The organism is Allosphingosinicella sp., from assembly GCF_059502505.1.
The window spans coordinates 147,404-163,060 of record NZ_JCACEU010000016.1; the positions used below are offsets into that span (position 1 = coordinate 147,404).

Annotated in this window: 14 protein-coding genes; 4 read left to right on the forward strand and 10 right to left on the reverse strand. The window is 67.3% G+C overall.

What is annotated here, in order from left to right; translation table 11 throughout:
* The first annotated feature begins 1 nt into the window (after position 1).
* Genes sseA through AC5JBD_RS08980 form a run of 3 tightly spaced genes read left to right on the forward strand, consistent with a single transcriptional unit; the run spans position 2 to position 3,308 of the window.
* Positions 2–844: a 3-mercaptopyruvate sulfurtransferase gene (gene sseA, locus AC5JBD_RS08970; RefSeq protein ID WP_495721452.1), complete on the forward strand. Its 843-nt coding sequence runs from the start codon at positions 2–4 to the stop codon at positions 842–844.
* Entirely contained in the window at positions 799–2,025 is a 1,227-nt protein-coding gene (metC, locus tag AC5JBD_RS08975; protein WP_495721453.1) for a cystathionine beta-lyase, read from the forward strand. Before sseA ends, metC begins: the two co-directional genes overlap by 46 nt.
* On the forward strand, positions 2,022–3,308 hold the full coding sequence (locus AC5JBD_RS08980; RefSeq protein ID WP_495721454.1) for a mechanosensitive ion channel family protein: 1,287 nt from the start codon (positions 2,022–2,024) through the stop codon (positions 3,306–3,308). Before metC ends, AC5JBD_RS08980 begins: the two co-directional genes overlap by 4 nt.
* Here the strand turns inward: AC5JBD_RS08980 and AC5JBD_RS08985 are convergent.
* The 8 genes from AC5JBD_RS08985 to AC5JBD_RS09020 all read right to left on the reverse strand — a co-directional run bounded on the left by AC5JBD_RS08985 (position 3,305) and on the right by AC5JBD_RS09020 (position 13,299).
* A complete protein-coding gene (locus AC5JBD_RS08985) occupies positions 3,305–3,667 on the reverse strand; it encodes a hypothetical protein (RefSeq protein ID WP_495721455.1) in 363 nt (120 codons plus the stop codon). The genes AC5JBD_RS08980 and AC5JBD_RS08985 overlap by 4 nt on opposite strands.
* Positions 3,668–3,744: 77 nt before the next feature.
* A complete protein-coding gene (locus AC5JBD_RS08990) occupies positions 3,745–4,161 on the reverse strand; it encodes a DUF3035 domain-containing protein (RefSeq protein ID WP_495721456.1) in 417 nt (138 codons plus the stop codon).
* Positions 4,162–4,163: 2 nt separating this feature from the next.
* Positions 4,164–4,709 carry a signal peptidase II gene (lspA, locus tag AC5JBD_RS08995; RefSeq protein ID WP_495721457.1) on the reverse strand — a complete coding sequence of 182 codons (546 nt, stop codon included), beginning with the start codon at positions 4,707–4,709 and terminating at the stop codon, positions 4,164–4,166.
* The gene (gene ileS / locus AC5JBD_RS09000) at positions 4,702–7,599 is read right to left on the reverse strand and encodes an isoleucine--tRNA ligase (protein WP_495721458.1); all 2,898 of its coding nucleotides are present in this window, start codon (positions 7,597–7,599) and stop codon (positions 4,702–4,704) included. The genes lspA and ileS overlap by 8 nt, the downstream gene beginning before the upstream one ends.
* 224 nt (positions 7,600–7,823) lie before the next feature.
* Complete coding sequence (locus AC5JBD_RS09005) at positions 7,824–8,765, reverse strand: bifunctional riboflavin kinase/FAD synthetase (RefSeq protein WP_495721459.1); 942 nt, start codon at positions 8,763–8,765, stop codon at positions 7,824–7,826.
* Between the two features lie 167 nt (positions 8,766–8,932).
* Positions 8,933–11,974 carry an adenylate/guanylate cyclase domain-containing protein gene (locus AC5JBD_RS09010; protein WP_495721460.1) on the reverse strand — a complete coding sequence of 1,014 codons (3,042 nt, stop codon included), beginning with the start codon at positions 11,972–11,974 and terminating at the stop codon, positions 8,933–8,935.
* A gap of 69 nt (positions 11,975–12,043) precedes the next feature.
* Entirely contained in the window at positions 12,044–12,508 is a 465-nt protein-coding gene (locus AC5JBD_RS09015) for a dihydrofolate reductase (protein ID WP_495721461.1), read from the reverse strand.
* Positions 12,505–13,299, reverse strand: a complete 795-nt coding sequence (locus tag AC5JBD_RS09020; RefSeq protein ID WP_495721462.1) for a thymidylate synthase — start codon at positions 13,297–13,299, stop codon at positions 12,505–12,507. Before AC5JBD_RS09020 ends, AC5JBD_RS09015 begins: the two co-directional genes overlap by 4 nt.
* Positions 13,300–13,441: 142 nt before the next feature.
* On the opposite strand from AC5JBD_RS09020, the gene AC5JBD_RS09025 reads away from it, so the two are divergent.
* Positions 13,442–13,810: a JAB domain-containing protein gene (locus AC5JBD_RS09025; RefSeq protein ID WP_495721463.1), complete on the forward strand. Its 369-nt coding sequence runs from the start codon at positions 13,442–13,444 to the stop codon at positions 13,808–13,810.
* A 3-nt stretch (positions 13,811–13,813) separates the two neighbouring features.
* Here AC5JBD_RS09025 and AC5JBD_RS09030 read toward each other — a convergent pair whose 3' ends face one another.
* Both AC5JBD_RS09030 and prfB read right to left on the reverse strand, forming a co-directional pair.
* Entirely contained in the window at positions 13,814–14,509 is a 696-nt protein-coding gene (locus AC5JBD_RS09030) for a class I SAM-dependent methyltransferase (protein ID WP_495721464.1), read from the reverse strand.
* Positions 14,499–15,626, reverse strand: a complete 1,128-nt coding sequence (gene prfB, locus AC5JBD_RS09035; protein ID WP_495721465.1) for a peptide chain release factor 2 — start codon at positions 15,624–15,626, stop codon at positions 14,499–14,501. Before prfB ends, AC5JBD_RS09030 begins: the two co-directional genes overlap by 11 nt.
* Positions 15,627–15,657 lie beyond the last annotated feature (31 nt).

Below are 15,657 nucleotides of genomic sequence, written 5' to 3' on the forward strand. Positions count from 1 at the left end.
GATGGACAAGCTGGTTTCGACGGAATGGCTGGAGGCGGAGCTCGGCGCGCCGGACCTGCGCGTGATTGACGCGACCCTCTTCCTCGCCTCCCACGGCCGCGATGCCCGCGCCGAATATGAGGCGGAGCATATTCCCGGCGCCGTCTTCCTGGATCTGGACGAGGTCGCCGACAGCGCCGATCCCGCCCCGCACATGCTGCCGCCCGAGCACAAGTTCGCCAGCCGGATGCAGTCGCTCGGCCTCGGCGACGGCAACCGCTTCGTCGTCTACGACAACACGCCCCTGCACAGCTCGGCCCGCGCCTGGTGGATGCTGAAGCTGTTCGGCGCCCATTATGCGGCCATCCTCGACGGCGGCATGCAGAAGTGGAAGGCGGAAGGGCGGCCGGTGGAAGCTGGGAGGCCGCAGGTCCGGCACGCGCATTTCACACCGCTGTTCGACGGGCGGCAGGTGGCGGACAAGGCGTTTGTCAGCTCGATTCTCGGCACCGGCCAGCATCAACTGGTCGATGCCCGCAGTGCCGCCCGCTTCGCCGGCGAGGAAGTGGAGCCGCGCCCCGGTCTTCCGGCGGGGCATATCCCGGGATCGAAGAACCTGCCGCAGGGTCAGCTCTTCAATGCCGACAATAGCTGGAAGCGCGGCGACGATCTCCGCGCTGCTTTCGACGCGGCAGGGGTCGACCTGTCGAAGCCGCTGGTGACGACCTGCGGTTCGGGCATCACCGCGGCGGTCTTGCTGTTCGGGGCGCAGCTGCTCGGGAAGGATGACGTCATGCTCTATGACGGCAGCTGGTCCGAATGGGGTGCCGACGCCGAGACCCCCAAAGCGACAGGCGCGGCGTGAAGGGGAGCAAGGGCCGGCCCGACACACGGATCGTGCAAAGCGGGCGGCGCGAGGAATGGACTCGAGGCATCGTCAACCCGCCGGTCTGGCGCGCCTCCACCGTGCTTTTCGACAGCGTCGCCGACATGCGCGCGGCGAACCCGCCGGCGGACGGAAGACTCCATTACGGGCGCAATGGAACTCCGACGCAATGGGCACTGGCCGAGGCGCTGACGGAGTTGGAGCCCGGCGCGGCGGGGACGCGCCTCTACCCGTCCGGCGTCGCCGCGATTGCCTCCGCCTTGCTGGCGGTGCTGGAGAGCGGCGACGAACTGCTGATGGTCGACAGCGTATATGCCCCGACCCGCGCCTTCTGCGACGACCTGCTCGTGCGGATGGGCGTCAGCACCGTCTACTACGATCCGCTGATCGGCGCCGGCATCGAGACGCTGTTCACCGAACGGACGCGCGCCGTCTTCATGGAAAGCCCGGGAAGCCTAACCTTCGAGGTGCAGGACGTGCCGGCGATCGCAGCCGCGGCGCGGAGCCGGGGCATCGTCACCCTCCTCGACAATACCTGGGCGACGCCGCTCCTGTTCACCGCGGTTGAGAAGGGGGTCGACCTCTCCATCCTCGCCTGCACCAAATATGTGGTCGGCCATGCCGACGTGATGCTCGGCTCGGTCACGGCCGCGCCGGCTGTGTGGCCGAAGATTCAGCAGGCGAGCCGCGCGCTTGGCCAGCATGCCAGTCCCGACGATGCCTACCTGGCCGCGCGGGGGCTGCGGACGCTCGGCGTGCGGCTGCGCCAGCATGAGCGCAGCGCGCTCACCGTCGCCCGCTGGCTGCAGGAGCAGCCGCAGGTCGCGAAGGTGATCCATCCAGCCCTGCCGGGCTGCCCGGGCCACGAATTGTGGCTGCGTGACTTCAACGGTGCCTCCGGTCTGTTCTCCTTCGTGCTGAAGGGCGGCAGCGATGCCGATCGGGCTCGGTTCATCGACGGACTTGAGCAATTCGGGATCGGCTACAGCTGGGGTGGCTTTGAGAGCCTCGCCCTGCCAATTGACCCCGCACGCGTCCGAAGCGTTGGCACCTTCGAGGAGGAAGGGCCGATGGTGAGACTGCATATCGGACTTGAGGACACCGACGACCTGATCGAGGATCTCGCGGCGGGCCTGGCGCGCTACGGCTCCGCGGCGTGAACGGTTTGCTCGCGCGTTTCGGCATCTCGCTTCCGGGGGCACCCGAGCTCATCTCCGCAGTCGCGGCGCTGATCGTGATCGCCCTCGCCTGGCTCGTCGCCGGCTTCGCCGGGCGCCGGGCGGGGCCGAAGCTGGCGCGGCTCTGGGAACGGCATGCGGGCGTGCGCAACGCGGGCATCGGCGACCGGATGTGCGCGATGCTTCGCTACCTGGTGGCGTCGCTGCTCCTTGCCCTGGCCATCGTGATCGAGCCGTGGCTGGACCTGCCCGAATTCCTGCTCGGCGTCGCATTGGGCTCCGCAGCCGGAATGCTGGTCTACAGCCTGATCCGGGGACTGCACCTGCCGCGCTGGTCAGCGGCCTTGCTGGCCGCGGTCACCTTCGTCGCGATCGTGGCGGACGTGATGGACGGCCTGGATCCGGTCACCAACGCGCTCAACCAAGTCGGCTTCAACGCCGGCGATACCCGCATCTCGCTGCTGTCGGTGCTCAAGGTCGCGGTGGCGCTGCTGGTCCTGTTCGCGGTCGTGCGGCTGGCGAGCCGGATCATCAATCATCAGATCCGTCGCACGCGAGGACTGGATCCCACCCAGCAGCTGCTTGCCCAGAAGCTGGCGGGGGTGGCGCTGCTCGTCGCCGCCTTCTTCATCGGCATCGACCTTGTCGGCATCGACCTGACGGCGCTCGCCGTCTTCTCCGGCGCCGTCGGCCTCGCGATCGGCTTCGGGCTGCAGAAGACGTTCGGCAACCTGATCGCCGGGATCATCCTGCTGATGGATCGCTCGATCAAGCCGGGCGACGTGATCGCCGTTGGCGACAGCTTCGGGTCGGTCAACAAGATCGGCGTTCGCGCGGTCTCGATCATCACCCGCGAGGCCAAGGAGCATCTCATCCCGAACGAGCTGCTGATGACCGAGGAGGTGGTCAACTGGTCCTATTCCAGCCGCAACGTGCGGATCAGCATCCCGGTCGGGGTCGCTTATGATTGCGATCTTCCGCTGGCGCAGCGGCTGATGCTCGAAGCGGCGACCGGCGCCGGGCGGGTGCTCGACAATCCGCCGCCAAAGGTCTGGCTGCGGGCGTTCGGCGAGAGCTCGGTGGATCACGAGATCCGGCTCTGGATACAGGACCCGGAGGATGGGCTCGCCCCCGTCCAGTCGGAGGTGCTCAACCGGCTCTGGGTGCTGTTCAAGGAGAACGGCATCGAGATCCCGTTCCCGCAGCGCGACGTGAGGGTGAAGGAGTGGCCCGCCGCAGCGCCGGCGCCTCCGGCCGGCGATTAGGCGCGAAGCACGCGCCGGAGGTCGATCAAGGCCCGGTCGAGTTCCAGTGCCAGCACGGCGGCGGCGGCGCGCGGCGGCTCGGGCGCGTCCTGGTGGGCGAGCAGGGCTTCGACGCCTGCGGCGGCCCAGCCGGCGGTTTCAACCGCGAGCGCCTGGAAGCGGCGCTGCGCGACGGGCACGGCGCGGCCATAGGCGGCGTTGAGGGCGGTGCCTTCGTCCAGCACCGCATCCTGGTCCATCGGCAGGGAGTCGCGGCCGGCCATTTGCTCGACCATCATCAGCACGTTACGGAGACGAGCCACGTGCCAGCCGGCCTCGATCGGCTGCGGCGTCTGCTGCGCGGGCTCCTGGTGCGTCATGCGCGCCAGCCTAAGGCGAAGCGCGCTAAGGAAGGGCTAACGCGCCCTTCACCTCGTCCGCCGGAACGGCGGCCCGCTTATTGCGGCGTGGAGACGCGCGCTTCCTGGCCGTCGCCTTCCGGCACCTGCAGGATGGTCTGGGTGGTCGCGCCCTTGTCGACGACGACGGTGTTCGGGTCGCCGACCACCGAGCGGGCGCCGGCAGCCGCGCGATCGCCTTCGGCCTCGCGCAGCAAGGTGGTCTCGGACGAGCTGCGCGGCGAGGGGCCTCCGAACAGCGCCTCGATCGCCTGGGTGCGGCTGTCGACGGCGTTCGGCGACGCTTCGCCCGGGCGGGGCGGCGTCAGCGCGAAATCGGGCGGAACGACCAGGGGCGCATTGCGGGCGACGGCGAACTCGTCCGGCCGGCTGCGGTTGAGCCCTCCGCCGGTGCCGCAGCCCGCGAGCAGGAGAGCGGCCGCCGAGGCCGCGAGGCCGATATTCACGATACGCATGGTCAAACTTCCTTACCTGGGCCCTTCTTGTCGCGCGTCAGCAGCGCGCGAACGAGCAACAGCAACACGCCGATGGTAATCGCAGCGTCGCCAACATTGAAGATCAAAAAGGGCCGCCATTCGCCGAAATGCAGGTCGGCGAAGTCGACGACGTAGCCGAAGCGGATACGGTCGACGATGTTGCCGAGGGCGCCGCCGAGCACGAGGCTGAGGGCGATCGCATCGTCGCGCCGTTTCTCGCGCCAGATCCAGACGAAGACGCCGGTCGCGATGGCGGCAGTCAGGATCACGAGCAGCCAGCGGCCGAGATCGGTATCGGCGGTGAGGAAGCCCATCGAGACGCCGCGATTCTCGACCCAGCGGAGATCGAAGAAATCGAGCAGCTCCATCACGCTGCGCCTCTGAAGCTGGAGCGGCCCGATCACGATATATTTGGTGAGCTGGTCGAAGGCGAAGACCAGGGCCGCAATCGACAAAGCGAGGCCGCGGTGATTGCGCTCCACAGGCTCAACCCTGCGTGCAGGAGCCTGAGCGGTGCTGTCAGCCATTCACAACCTCGTCGCAGCGGGCGCAGAGCGCGCCGTCTTCCTTCACTTCCGGCAGATGGCGCCAGCAGCGGCCGCATTTCTCGCGGTTGGTGCGGGTGACGGCAACCCCATCCTCCGGCCCCGCCTGCGCAGCGAGTTCGGAAACGATACAGAGCTCCGTGAAATCGACCGAGGAGACGGCTGCCGCAAGCTCCTGCTCGGCGAGCGTCAACTCAACCTCGGCCTCCAGGCTCGATCGGACGATTTTGTCGCGCCGGAGCGGCTCGATCGCTTCGGTGACGCGGGTGCGGACGGCGCGCAGCCGGTCCCACTTCGCGCCGAGCGCCTCGTCGCGCCAGGCCCGGTCGATCTCGGGCCAGGTCTCCAGATGCACCGATTGAGCCTCGGGATAGCGGCTCTGCCAGACCTCTTCGGTGGTGAAGGGGATGATCGGGCTCAACCAGCGCACCAGCGCCTGGAAGACGGCGTCGAGCACAGCGCGGTAGGCGCGGCGCTTCGGGTCCGTCGGCGCGTCGCAATAGAGGCTGTCCTTGCGGATGTCGAAGAAGAAGGCGGACAGATCGTCGTTGGCGAAGGTGGTGAGCAGGCGAGTGTAGCGATTGAAGTCGAAGCCTTCCGCCGCCTCGCGCAGCTCGGCATCCATCCCGGCAAGGCGGTGCAGGACCCAGCGCTCCAGCTCCGGCATTTCCGCGGGAGCGACGCGTTCCTCGTCGGAATAGTCGCTGAGCGCTCCGAGCAGGTAGCGGAAGGTGTTGCGGAGCTTGCGATAGGCGTCGGAGGTGCCGGCGAGGATCTCCTTGCCGATCCGCACGTCCTCGAAATAGTCGGTCGAGCCCACCCAGAGGCGGAGGATGTCGGCGCCCGATTCCTGGATGATCTTCAAGGGATCGATGACGTTGCCGACCGACTTGGACATCTTGCGGCCGGTCTGGTCGAGCGTGAAGCCGTGGGTCAGCACCGCCTTGTAGGGCGCGCGGCCGCGGGTGCCGGAGCTTTCCAGCAGCGACGACTGGAACCAGCCGCGATGCTGGTCGGAGCCTTCGCAATAGAGGTCGGCGCGGACGCCCTCGCCATAGCGCTTCTCGACCACGAAGGCGTGAGTGGAGCCGCTGTCGAACCAGACGTCGAGGATGTCGTTGACCGGCTCATAATCGGCGAGATTGTAGTCGTTGCCGAGCAGCGCCTGATGGTCCGCGCCGAACCAGGCGTCGGCGCCGCCGGCCTCGAACGCGGCAAGGATGCGGGCGTTGACGGCTTCGTCCCTGAGATAGTCGCCGGTCCTGCGGTTGACGTAGAGCGCGATCGGCACGCCCCAGGCCCGCTGGCGGCTGATTACCCAGTCCGGGCGGCCTTCCACCATCGCGCGGATGCGGTTGCGGGCCTTTTCAGGGACCCAGCGCGTATCCTCGATCGCCTGGAGGGCGGTGGCGCGGAGTGTCATCCCCTCTCCCATTTCGGGAGAGGGAGGGGCCCGCTCGGCGGAGCCGAGTGGGAGGCTGAGGGACTGAGTGTCCGACCCCTCACCCTGGCTCGCTGCGCGAGCCTGTCCCTCTCCCGCAAGGGGAGAGGGGCTTTGTTGGTCCATCGGGATGAACCATTGGGGGGTGGCGCGGAAGATGACCTTGGCTTTGGAGCGCCAGCTGTGGGGGTAGCTGTGCTTGAAGTCGGCGCTGGCCGAGAGGAGGGCGCCGGCCTCGCGCAGGTCCGAGTTGATCGGGCCGTCGGGCGCGTTGAACTTGGGGTTGATGATTGAGCCCTGGCCGCCGAGCCACGCCCAGTCCGCGCGATACTTGCCGTCCGCCTCGACCGCGAAGACCGGCTCCAGCCCATGCGCCTTACAGAGCAGGAAGTCGTCCTCGCCATGATCCGGCGCCATGTGGACGAGGCCGGTGCCGGCATCCGTGGTGACGAAATCACCGGGCAGGAAGGGACGGGGTCGCGCGAAGAAGCCGCCGAGATGGTGCATCGGGTGGCGGGCGACGGTGCCGGTCAGGGCTGAGCCCTTCACTCGCGTCTGGATAACCGAATCGTCAAGCTGGGCGCGGTCCTGAACCTGCTTGAAGAGCGGTTCAGCAACCAGATAGCGCCCTCCCCACTGGTGGAGAAACACAACGTATTCGATGTCTTCGCCGTAAGCGATCGCCTGGTTGACCGGGATCGTCCACGGAGTGGTCGTCCAGATTACGGCATGGGCGCCGACCAGCTCCGGGATCGGGCTCTCGACGATTTCGAACGCCACGTCGATCTGCGTGGACGTGATGTCCTCATATTCGACCTCGGCTTCGGCGAGGGCTGTCTTTTCGACCGGGCTCCACATGACCGGCTTGGCGCCGCGGTAGAGCTTGCCGGCCATGGCGAATTTGAGGAGCTCGCCGGCGATCACCGCCTCGGAGGCAAAGTCCATCGTGCGGTAGGGGTCCGCCCAGTCGCCGGTGATGCCGAGGCGCTGGAACTGCTGCGACTGCACGCCCACCCAATGCTCGGCATAAGCGCGGCATTCGGCGCGGAATTCGCGCGGCGGAACCTCGTCCTTGTCCTGCTTCTTCTTGCGATACTGCTCCTCGATTTTCCACTCGATCGGCAGGCCGTGGCAGTCCCAGCCGGGGATGAAGGGCGCGTCCTTGCCCATCAGCGACTGCGAGCGGAGGATGAAGTCCTTGATCGACTTCATCATCGCGTGGCCGATGTGGATGTCGCCGTTGGCGTAAGGTGGCCCGTCGTGCAGGATGAAGCGCTCGGCGCCCTGGCGGGCGCGGCGGATCTGGCCGTAGAGGTCGCTCTCGGCCCAGCGCGCGAGGATGGCCGGCTCCTTCTGGGCGAGGCCGGCTTTCATCGGAAAGTCGGTCTTCGGCAGGAAGACCGTGTCTCGGTAATCGGGTTTTTCGGACATTTGGCGGCGGGCTTAGCGGGGAAGCCACGCCTTGGGAATAGAGCGGTGGCGGCTACTGGTTGGCGCATGCCCCGGGCGCCGAAAGTCACAAAAGTCACCTAGGAGACGTGAAATCTCGAAGGCGTCCCCCGCGTCACGGCGTGATGGCGTCGCGTGGCCGCGCGTAAGGGGTCCGAGAATCATCAGGCCAGCGAACCAGCCGACTTCCTATTTTGCAAGCGGCATCAATTCCGGGGCGGCGCGGCCGCAAGCCGCTTGCCGGCTACGGCACAGTCCAGCCTCATCTGGGCGGTGAGGGCGTCGAGGCTGTCGAACTTCTGCTCGGGCCGGATGAAGGAAATGAGATCGACCTCGATGACCTGGCCGTAAAGGTCGCCGGAGAAGTCGAAGAAATGGGGTTCGAGCAGCTCCCTGGCCGGCTCGAAGGTGGGGCGGATGCCGAGATTGGCGGCGCCGTCGAGGACGCGGCCGTCGGGGAGGCGGGCGCGGACGGCGTAGATGCCGAAACGGGGGCGGAGATAGGTACCGAGGCTGAGATTGGCGGTCGGATAGCCGATCGTGCGGCCGCGCTTGTCGCCATGCTCGACGACGCCTTCGATCGCGAAGGGGCGGGTGAGGAGAGCGGCGGCGGTCTCGCAATCTCCGGCTTCGAGCGCCTCGCGGATCGAACTGGACGAGACCGGCTCGCCGTCGCCCATGACGGGCGCCACCGCGTCGACCGAGAGGCCGTGCTCGGCGCCAAGACGCTTCAGCACCTCGACATTGCCGCCGCGGCCCTTGCCGAAAGTGAAGTCCTCGCCGGTGGCGACGCCGGCGGCGCCGATGCGGGCGATCAGCCGGTCGGTGACGAACTCATCGGCGGTGACGGCGGCGAGCTCCGCGTCGAAGCGGAAGACGATCATCGCGTCGGCGCCGGCGGCGGCGAACAGGCGCTCGCGCTGGTCCAGGGTCGTCAGCCGGAAGGGCGGCAGATCGGGCTTGAACAAGCGGACCGGATGGGGATCGAAGGTGGCCACGAGGGCGGGACGGCCTTCGGCACGGGCGCGTGCGATGGCGCGGCCGACCACCGCCTGGTGCCCCCTGTGAAACCCATCGAAATTGCCGAGCGCGACGATACCGCCGCGAAACGCTTCCGGAACCGCCGAGCCGCCCTCCAGCCGCTCCATGAGCGCGGTATAGGAGGCGCTGGGGACGGGGGCAATTCGGGAGAGATTTCCTCTCCGCGCCTCTTTTTTTCTTCTCCGCGCCTCCCCGTGGGGAAAGGGAAGATGGTTCACGCGGAGGCGCGGAGAGAGGAGATGAGGCGCGGAGAGAGTGTTCTCGCTTCGCGGGTTTACTCCTGCGTGGTCCAGACGCCGGTCCAGTCGGCGGCGGGCGGGTTTCGTTCGAGGATGCGGGTGCGTTCGAGCATGAGGGAGGAGGGGCGGTCGTCGGGATTGAGGGCAACAGCCTCCTCGAATGCCTTGGCCGCGGCGGGCCAGTTGCGGTTGAGCAGGCTTTGCCGGCCCTCAGCATAGGCGGCGAGGACCGCGTCGCCGTTCAGGAAGGCGCCGTTCTCGGTCAGCACCTGGAAGATCTTCTCCGGCCGCTGACGTCCGCGGACCTGGATGAGGTCGAGCTCGCGCAGGGGCTGGCTGCCGCGGACCTCGGCGGCGGTGGTCTCGTCGACGATGATGCCGACCTGGTAGCGCTTGGTGATGTCCTGGAGGCGGGCGGCGAGGTTCACACTGTCGCCGATTACGGTGTAGTCCATGCGCTTGGGGCTGCCGATCGTGCCGGCAACCACATCGCCGGTGGCGATGCCGACGCCGAGGCGGAGATTGGCGAGCTGGCGCTCGCGGCGGCGGACGTTGAGGCCCTCCAGCATGTGGAGCATCTGGACCGCGCTCTCGACCGCATTCTGCGGATCGCGGCCGGTGGAGAGGGGCGCGCCGTAGACGGCCATAATCGCGTCGCCGATGAACTTGTCGAGGACGCCGTCCGAGGCTGCCACCGCCTCGAATAGCTCGGTGAAGATCTCGTTGAGCATGTCGACCGTCTCGCGCGGAGCGAGGCGTTCGGCGAGGCTGGTAAAGCCGCGTATGTCGGCGAACAGAACGCTCGCCTCGCAGGAGGTGCCGAACAGGAGATCGTCGCCGCGGCCGAGCACCTGATCGACCACCTTTTGGGTCATGAAGCGCCGCATCGCGCCCTGCAGCCGCTTGCCCTCGCTGATGTCCTCGATGAGGATGAGGAGGCCGACCCGCTCGGTCTCGCTCATCAGCGGAACGATCGTGATGTTCGCCGAGATGTTGTCGCCGCGGGCGGTGCGCACGTCGATGTCGAGCAGGGTCTTGGGCTCGCCGCCGGCGCTGACCGCCTCGACCTCTCCCATGATGAACGGATTGCCCTCGGCGAGGAGCTGGCGGATGTTGGCGCCGCCGGCCTCGTCGGCGCTGAAGCCGAGCATCTCGCAGGCGGCGCTGTTGAGCTTGGCGACATTGGCGTCGCGGTCGAGCGTGATGACGCCGCTCGACATCGAGCGCAGGATGCTCTCGTTGTAATTCTTGGCGGAGACCACCTCGGAGAAGAGGGTGGCGTTGTCGATCGCGATCGCCGCCTGCGCCGCGAACGCGCTCATGCGGGCGATGTCGCCGCTGCTGAAGCGCCCGCCCTGGCGATTGAGCGACTGCATCACGCCGAGCCGGCGGCCGTCGCGGGCGTTGACCGGCATGGTGAGGATGGAGTGGGTGGTGTAGCCGGTCTCGAGGTCGATCTCGCGGTTGAAGCGCGGGTCGTTATACGCCTCGTCGATGTTGAGGATTTGGCCGGTCTGGAAGCTTTCGCCGGCGATGCCGAGCGTGTCGGCGAAGCGGATCTCGCGCGTCTCGACCCCTTCGGCGACCAGCGACCAGAGCTGCTTCGCCTTGTCGTCGTGGAGGAAGAGCGAGCTGCGGTCGGCATGGACGATCTTGCTGGTTACCTGGACGATCTTCTTGAGGAGCGCGCCGAGCTGCATCTCGGTGGTGATGGCGGTGTTGACCTCGAGCAGACGGCGGAGGTCGTCGTTCATCTGCTCGGCATTCTGGATCGCGACCGCCCAGCGCTCCGCCATGATGACGACATGGCTGAACAGCAGCATGAGGACGCCCATCGCGGTATATTCGTAGCCGACCACCTGGTCCGCGCGGATGACGCCGCTGGCGACGATCGCGCCGACGACGAAGGTGAAGATGAAGATGCTGAGGCCGAGCAGGAAGATGGCGGCACCGGCGCGGCGGCGGAGGGTGGCGCGGGCGACGATGAAGAGAGCGTAGAAGAGGACCGTGAAGACGATCCCGATCATGAAGACCTGCTGGACGCGCGAGGAGAGGAGGGTGTCGCCCGACAGGAGGATGATCGTCTGAAGGATGAAATAGAGGCCGAGCAGGGCAACGATCCCGGCGGCGACCAGCTTCGAGCTTTCGTTCGGGAAGAGGGTGTGGGCGTTGAGGAAGAAGAAGCCGATCGCGAACGCGCCGGGCAGATATTGGACGAGCAGCATGTCGCGGAACGACATGCTTGGGAAGGTCAGCAGCAGCAGATTGTCGTAGCCGAACACCGACGCCGACGGGATAAAGAGCAGGCAGGAGAGGCCGAAATAGAGCGGCGCGCGGTCGCGCGGGCGGAACAGGTAGACGGCGATGCCGAGCGCGGCGATCAGCAGCAGGGCGATATTGTAGAGGAATTCGCGCGACCATTTGAGCGCGATCCAGGTGCGCATCGGCCCGTCGAGACCGATGACCGGCGGCTCCTCGAGGCCATTGTCGCGGTGGTGGAAGGCGGCGGCATCGATCCGCAGGCGGATCGGGCCGCCGCTTGCCTCGAAGGGAATGTCGTGAGCGCGGACGGAATAGCGGGTGGTCTCGGGCGTCGAGCCGATCTGCCCGCGCGAGGACATCAGGCGGCCGTTGATCCAGACCTGGTTGGCGGCGAAGATGTTTGGGATGTGGAGAAGGTAGCTGCCGGCGGGGATGCCGGTGAGCGTCGCCTCGTAAGAGGCGAGGCCGCTGGTCGGGAGCGTGCCGCCGCCCGGGCCCGGCGTGCCTTCCCACAGGCCCGGCACTCGCACCTGCATCCGCGTGCCCGGCGGGGGGCCGCCCGGACCGGCGCGCCATGTGAAGGTCCAGTCGCCGGCGAGTTCGACCGGCTCGTCGAGCGGACCCCAGTTCGCGTAGTCGACCCGTCCGCCGCGCACCGGCGGTGAATTCTCCGCGATCAGCTCGGTGAAGAAGGGCGCGCAGAGCGCTCCCAGCATCAGCAGGACGAGCACCCCGTAGAGGAAGCGGCGAAGCTGCGCCCTCGGCGTGCCGGAAGCGGCATCGTCCAGTGCAGAGCTGGCGGCAACCTGCGTCATGCGGACCCCCTCGGTGAAGGGTTATTGCCGCTCCGGGGCCCTGAGTCACGCCCCAAGGGGGCAGCGCCGCTAGGCCCGCTCCAGCGTCACGAAGCTGTAGCCCTCACGATCCTCGCGGAACGCCTCCCGCCACTCCGGGCCGAACGCGGGAAGATAGGTGTCGCCCAAGGGGGCGCCGTGCACCTCGGTCAGCTCCACCCGGTGAGCGCGGTCGGCGAACAGGCTGAAGATCTCGGCGCCGCCGATCACCGAGACGCCGCCGTCGCCGGCAAGCGCGAGGGCCCCTTCAATGTCGTTCGCAACCTCGGCTCCTTCCGCATGCCAGGCCGTGTCACGCGTGATGACGATGTGACGTCTTCCGGGAAGAAGCTTGGGCAGGCTTTCGAAGGTTTTGCGGCCCATGATCATCGGCTTGCCCATGGTCAGCGCCTTGAACCGTTTGAGGTCGTCCGGGAGGTGCCATGGCAGCGCGCCGTCTCGGCCGATCACTCCATTCTCGGCTCGCGCGACGACGAGCACGATCTCACGGCTCACACCGCCACCGGCGCGGCGATGTGGGGGTGGGGCTCGTATTCGCTGATCTCGAAATCCTCATACTCATACTGATCGATGGCGTCGGGGCGGCGGAGGATGGTCAGGCGGGGGAGGGGGCGGGGGTCGCGGGTGAGTTGGAGGCGGGCCTGGTCGAGATGGTTGGAGTAGAGGTGGCAGTCGCCGCCGGTCCAGACGAAGGTGCCGGGCTCCAGGCCGCATTGCTGGGCGAGCATGTGCGTCAGCAAGGCATAGCTGGCGATGTTGAAGGGGACGCCGAGAAAGACATCGGCGCTGCGCTGGTAGAGCTGGAGATTGAGGCGGCCGTTCGCGACCTGGGTCTGGAACAGGCAGTGGCAGGGGGCGAGCGCCATCCGGTCGATCTCGGCCGGATTCCAGGCGGAGACGATCTGGCGGCGGGAGGCGGGGTTGGTGTTGATCTGCTGGATGAGGCCCGCAATCTGGTCGATGCGCTGGCCGTCGGGCCCCTCCCACTCGCGCCACTGCTTGCCGTAGACGGGGCCGAGGTCGCCATTCTCGTCCGCCCATTCGTCCCAGATGCTGACCTTGTTTTCCTTCAGGTAGCGAACGTTGGTGTCGCCCTTCAGGAACCAAAGCAACTCGATGATGATCGAGCGCAGGTGCAGCTTCTTGGTGGTGACGAGCGGGAAGCCTTTGCTGAGGTCAAAGCGCATCTGGTGGCCGAATACGCTCAGGGTTCCGACGCCGGTGCGGTCCTGCTGCGGCACGCCTTCGTCGAGGATGCGCTGGAGGAGATCGTGATAAGCCTGCATGGTCCGACTATGGCCGCTGGCCCGCTTCATTCCAAGCAAGCTCTATCCGAAGCGGCGTCAAAACGGATGAAGCAACGCCAGCGCCGGGGCGGGAGCGATGGCATGAAGCCTCATGCCTCTCGCGCAACAGGTTTTTCCCATCGTGGCGACGGCACGGGACGCGGCGGATCTCGTTGGGCCGATTTTCGCAGCCCTCAGGGAAGAGAAGCTCGTCGTGCTGCATCTCGATGATGGCCGGCGGCTGCTGGGGCTTGCCGAAGGCGAGGTCGAGGCGGAGGCGGAGGTCAACCTGCCGATCCGGTCGATCGTTGCCGATACGCTGCGGTTCGGATCGACCGGACTCGTTCTCGCGCACAATCATCCGAGCGGCGACGAGGCGCCGAGCGCCAGGGATGTCGAGGCGACGCGCAGGCTCGCGGCGGTCCTGTCGGAGCTGGGGGTCGCGCTCCACGACCATCTCATATTCGCGGGGCCGCGGATCAGCAGCTTTCGGGCGCTGAAGCTGCTCTGAGCTTCAGGCCGGGCAGGTGGGTATCTGCTCGGGCGCGGGACGGGGGCCGCGTGCTTCGAACTGAGCGAAGTAGGATTCGCTGTCGGGAAGACGCTCGAACCGGGTGAGCTCGTAGCCGACGGCGGCGAATTCGCAGACCAGCAGCTTTGGCGGCGTGCCATGGCGGTCGGTGGTGCGGTCGGCATCGACGACGATCACGCGGCCGTCGCGCTTCAGCGAGCCGCGTATGTGCCAGAGGAACTCGCTCGGCCGCTCGATCTCGTGATACATGTGGATGAGAAGGATACGGTCGAACGAGACTTCCGGCAGCTTCGGGTCGTTCGATTCGCCGAGCTTCACCGCGACATTGTCGAGCCGTTCGCGGTTGACGCGCTGGGCCAGCGCATCGCGGGTGGCGGGCACGATATCCTGAGCCAGGACGCGGCCCTTGGGGCCGACGAGCGGTGACAGGCGGATCGTATAATAGCCTTCGCCCGCGCCGATGTCGGCAACCGACATTCCGGGCTCGATGCCGGCCAGATCGACGACCGTCTCGAACTCGCCGATGCTGTCGCGGGCGTCCTCATTGGAATAGCGGGGCGAGACGATCGGCGCGACGGGGCGCTGCGGATCGGGGAAGGGGCTGGGCTCGCGCGCCTGCTGGGCATCGCAGGCGGGTGCGAGCAGGACGAGCGGGAGAAGAGCGCCCCTATTCCACATCTTCGACTTCGACCTTCTCGCCGGTCACCCGCTGCGACAAGGCGGCGGCCATGAAGCGGTCGAGGTCGCCGTCGAGCACGTCGGACGGCGCGGTGGAGGTGACGCCCGTGCGCAGGTCCTTCACCAGCTGATAGGGCTGGAGGACGTAGCTCCGGATTTGGTGGCCCCAGCCGATGTCGGTCTTGCTCGCGGCGGTGGCATTGGCCTCGGCCTCGCGCTTCTGCAGCTCGGCCTCGTAGAGGCGGGCGCGGAGCTGGTTGAACGCCTCGGCCTTGTTCTTGTGCTGCGAGCGCTGGTTCTGGCACTGGACGACGATGCCGGTCGGGAGGTGGGTGATGCGCACCGCCGAATCGGTGGTGTTGATGTGCTGGCCGCCCGCACCTGACGCGCGATAGGTGTCGATGCGGAGCTCGCTCTCGTTGATCTCGATATCGATATTGTCGTCGACCACCGGATAGACCCAGACGCTGGCGAAGCTGGTGTGGCGGCGGGCCGAGCTGTCATAGGGGCTGATCCGGACGAGGCGGTGGACGCCGCTCTCGGTCTTGGCATAGCCGTAGGCATTCTCGCCCTTGAGCAGCAGGGTCGCGGACTTGATGCCGGCCTGCTCGCCCGAATGCTGGTCGACCAGCTCGACCTTCATGCCGTGGCGCTCGGCCCAGCGCTGGTACATGCGCTGGAGCATGCCGGCCCAGTCGTTGCTCTCGGTGCCGCCCGCACCGGCATTGATCTCGACATAAGTGTCGTTGGCGTCGGCTTCGCCGGCAAGGAGGGCCTGGACCTTGTCGCGCTCGGCGCGCTCCGCAAGCGCGGCGAGCGAAGCGACGGCGTCGTCGACCATCGCGTCGTCGCCCTCGGCTTCGGCCATTTCGATCAATTCGACCGTGTCGTCGAGCTCGGTGCTGATCGCCTTGGTGGCGCCGATCGCCTCGTCCAGCCGGCGGCGCTCGCGCATCACCTCCTGCGCGGCCTTGGCGTCGTTCCAGAGCGCGGGGTCCTCGACGCGGTTGTTGAGCTCGTCCAGCCGCCTCAGCGCGCGATCCCAATCGAGGAATCGGCGGAGGAGGTCGAGCGCGGACCTTATCTGGTCGACATGGGCTTGCGCTTCGGCGCGCATGGATAATCCTTGGCAATAACGGATGAGGCCG

Coding starts and splice junctions, on each gene's coding strand:
- sseA (WP_495721452.1), top strand. CDS start 2: ATGGACAAGCTGGTTTCGACGGAATGGCTGGAGGCGGAGCTCGGCGCG.
- metC (WP_495721453.1), top strand. CDS start 799: ATGGGGTGCCGACGCCGAGACCCCCAAAGCGACAGGCGCGGCGTGAAG.
- AC5JBD_RS08985 (WP_495721455.1), bottom strand. CDS start 3,667: ATGACGCACCAGGAGCCCGCGCAGCAGACGCCGCAGCCGATCGAGGCC.
- AC5JBD_RS08990 (WP_495721456.1), bottom strand. CDS start 4,161: ATGCGTATCGTGAATATCGGCCTCGCGGCCTCGGCGGCCGCTCTCCTG.
- lspA (WP_495721457.1), bottom strand. CDS start 4,709: ATGGCTGACAGCACCGCTCAGGCTCCTGCACGCAGGGTTGAGCCTGTG.
- ileS (WP_495721458.1), bottom strand. CDS start 7,599: ATGTCCGAAAAACCCGATTACCGAGACACGGTCTTCCTGCCGAAGACC.
- AC5JBD_RS09005 (WP_495721459.1), bottom strand. CDS start 8,765: ATGGAGCGGCTGGAGGGCGGCTCGGCGGTTCCGGAAGCGTTTCGCGGC.
- AC5JBD_RS09010 (WP_495721460.1), bottom strand. CDS start 11,974: ATGACGCAGGTTGCCGCCAGCTCTGCACTGGACGATGCCGCTTCCGGC.
- AC5JBD_RS09020 (WP_495721462.1), bottom strand. CDS start 13,299: ATGCAGGCTTATCACGATCTCCTCCAGCGCATCCTCGACGAAGGCGTG.
- AC5JBD_RS09030 (WP_495721464.1), bottom strand. CDS start 14,509: ATGTGGAATAGGGGCGCTCTTCTCCCGCTCGTCCTGCTCGCACCCGCC.
- prfB (WP_495721465.1), bottom strand. CDS start 15,626: ATGCGCGCCGAAGCGCAAGCCCATGTCGACCAGATAAGGTCCGCGCTC.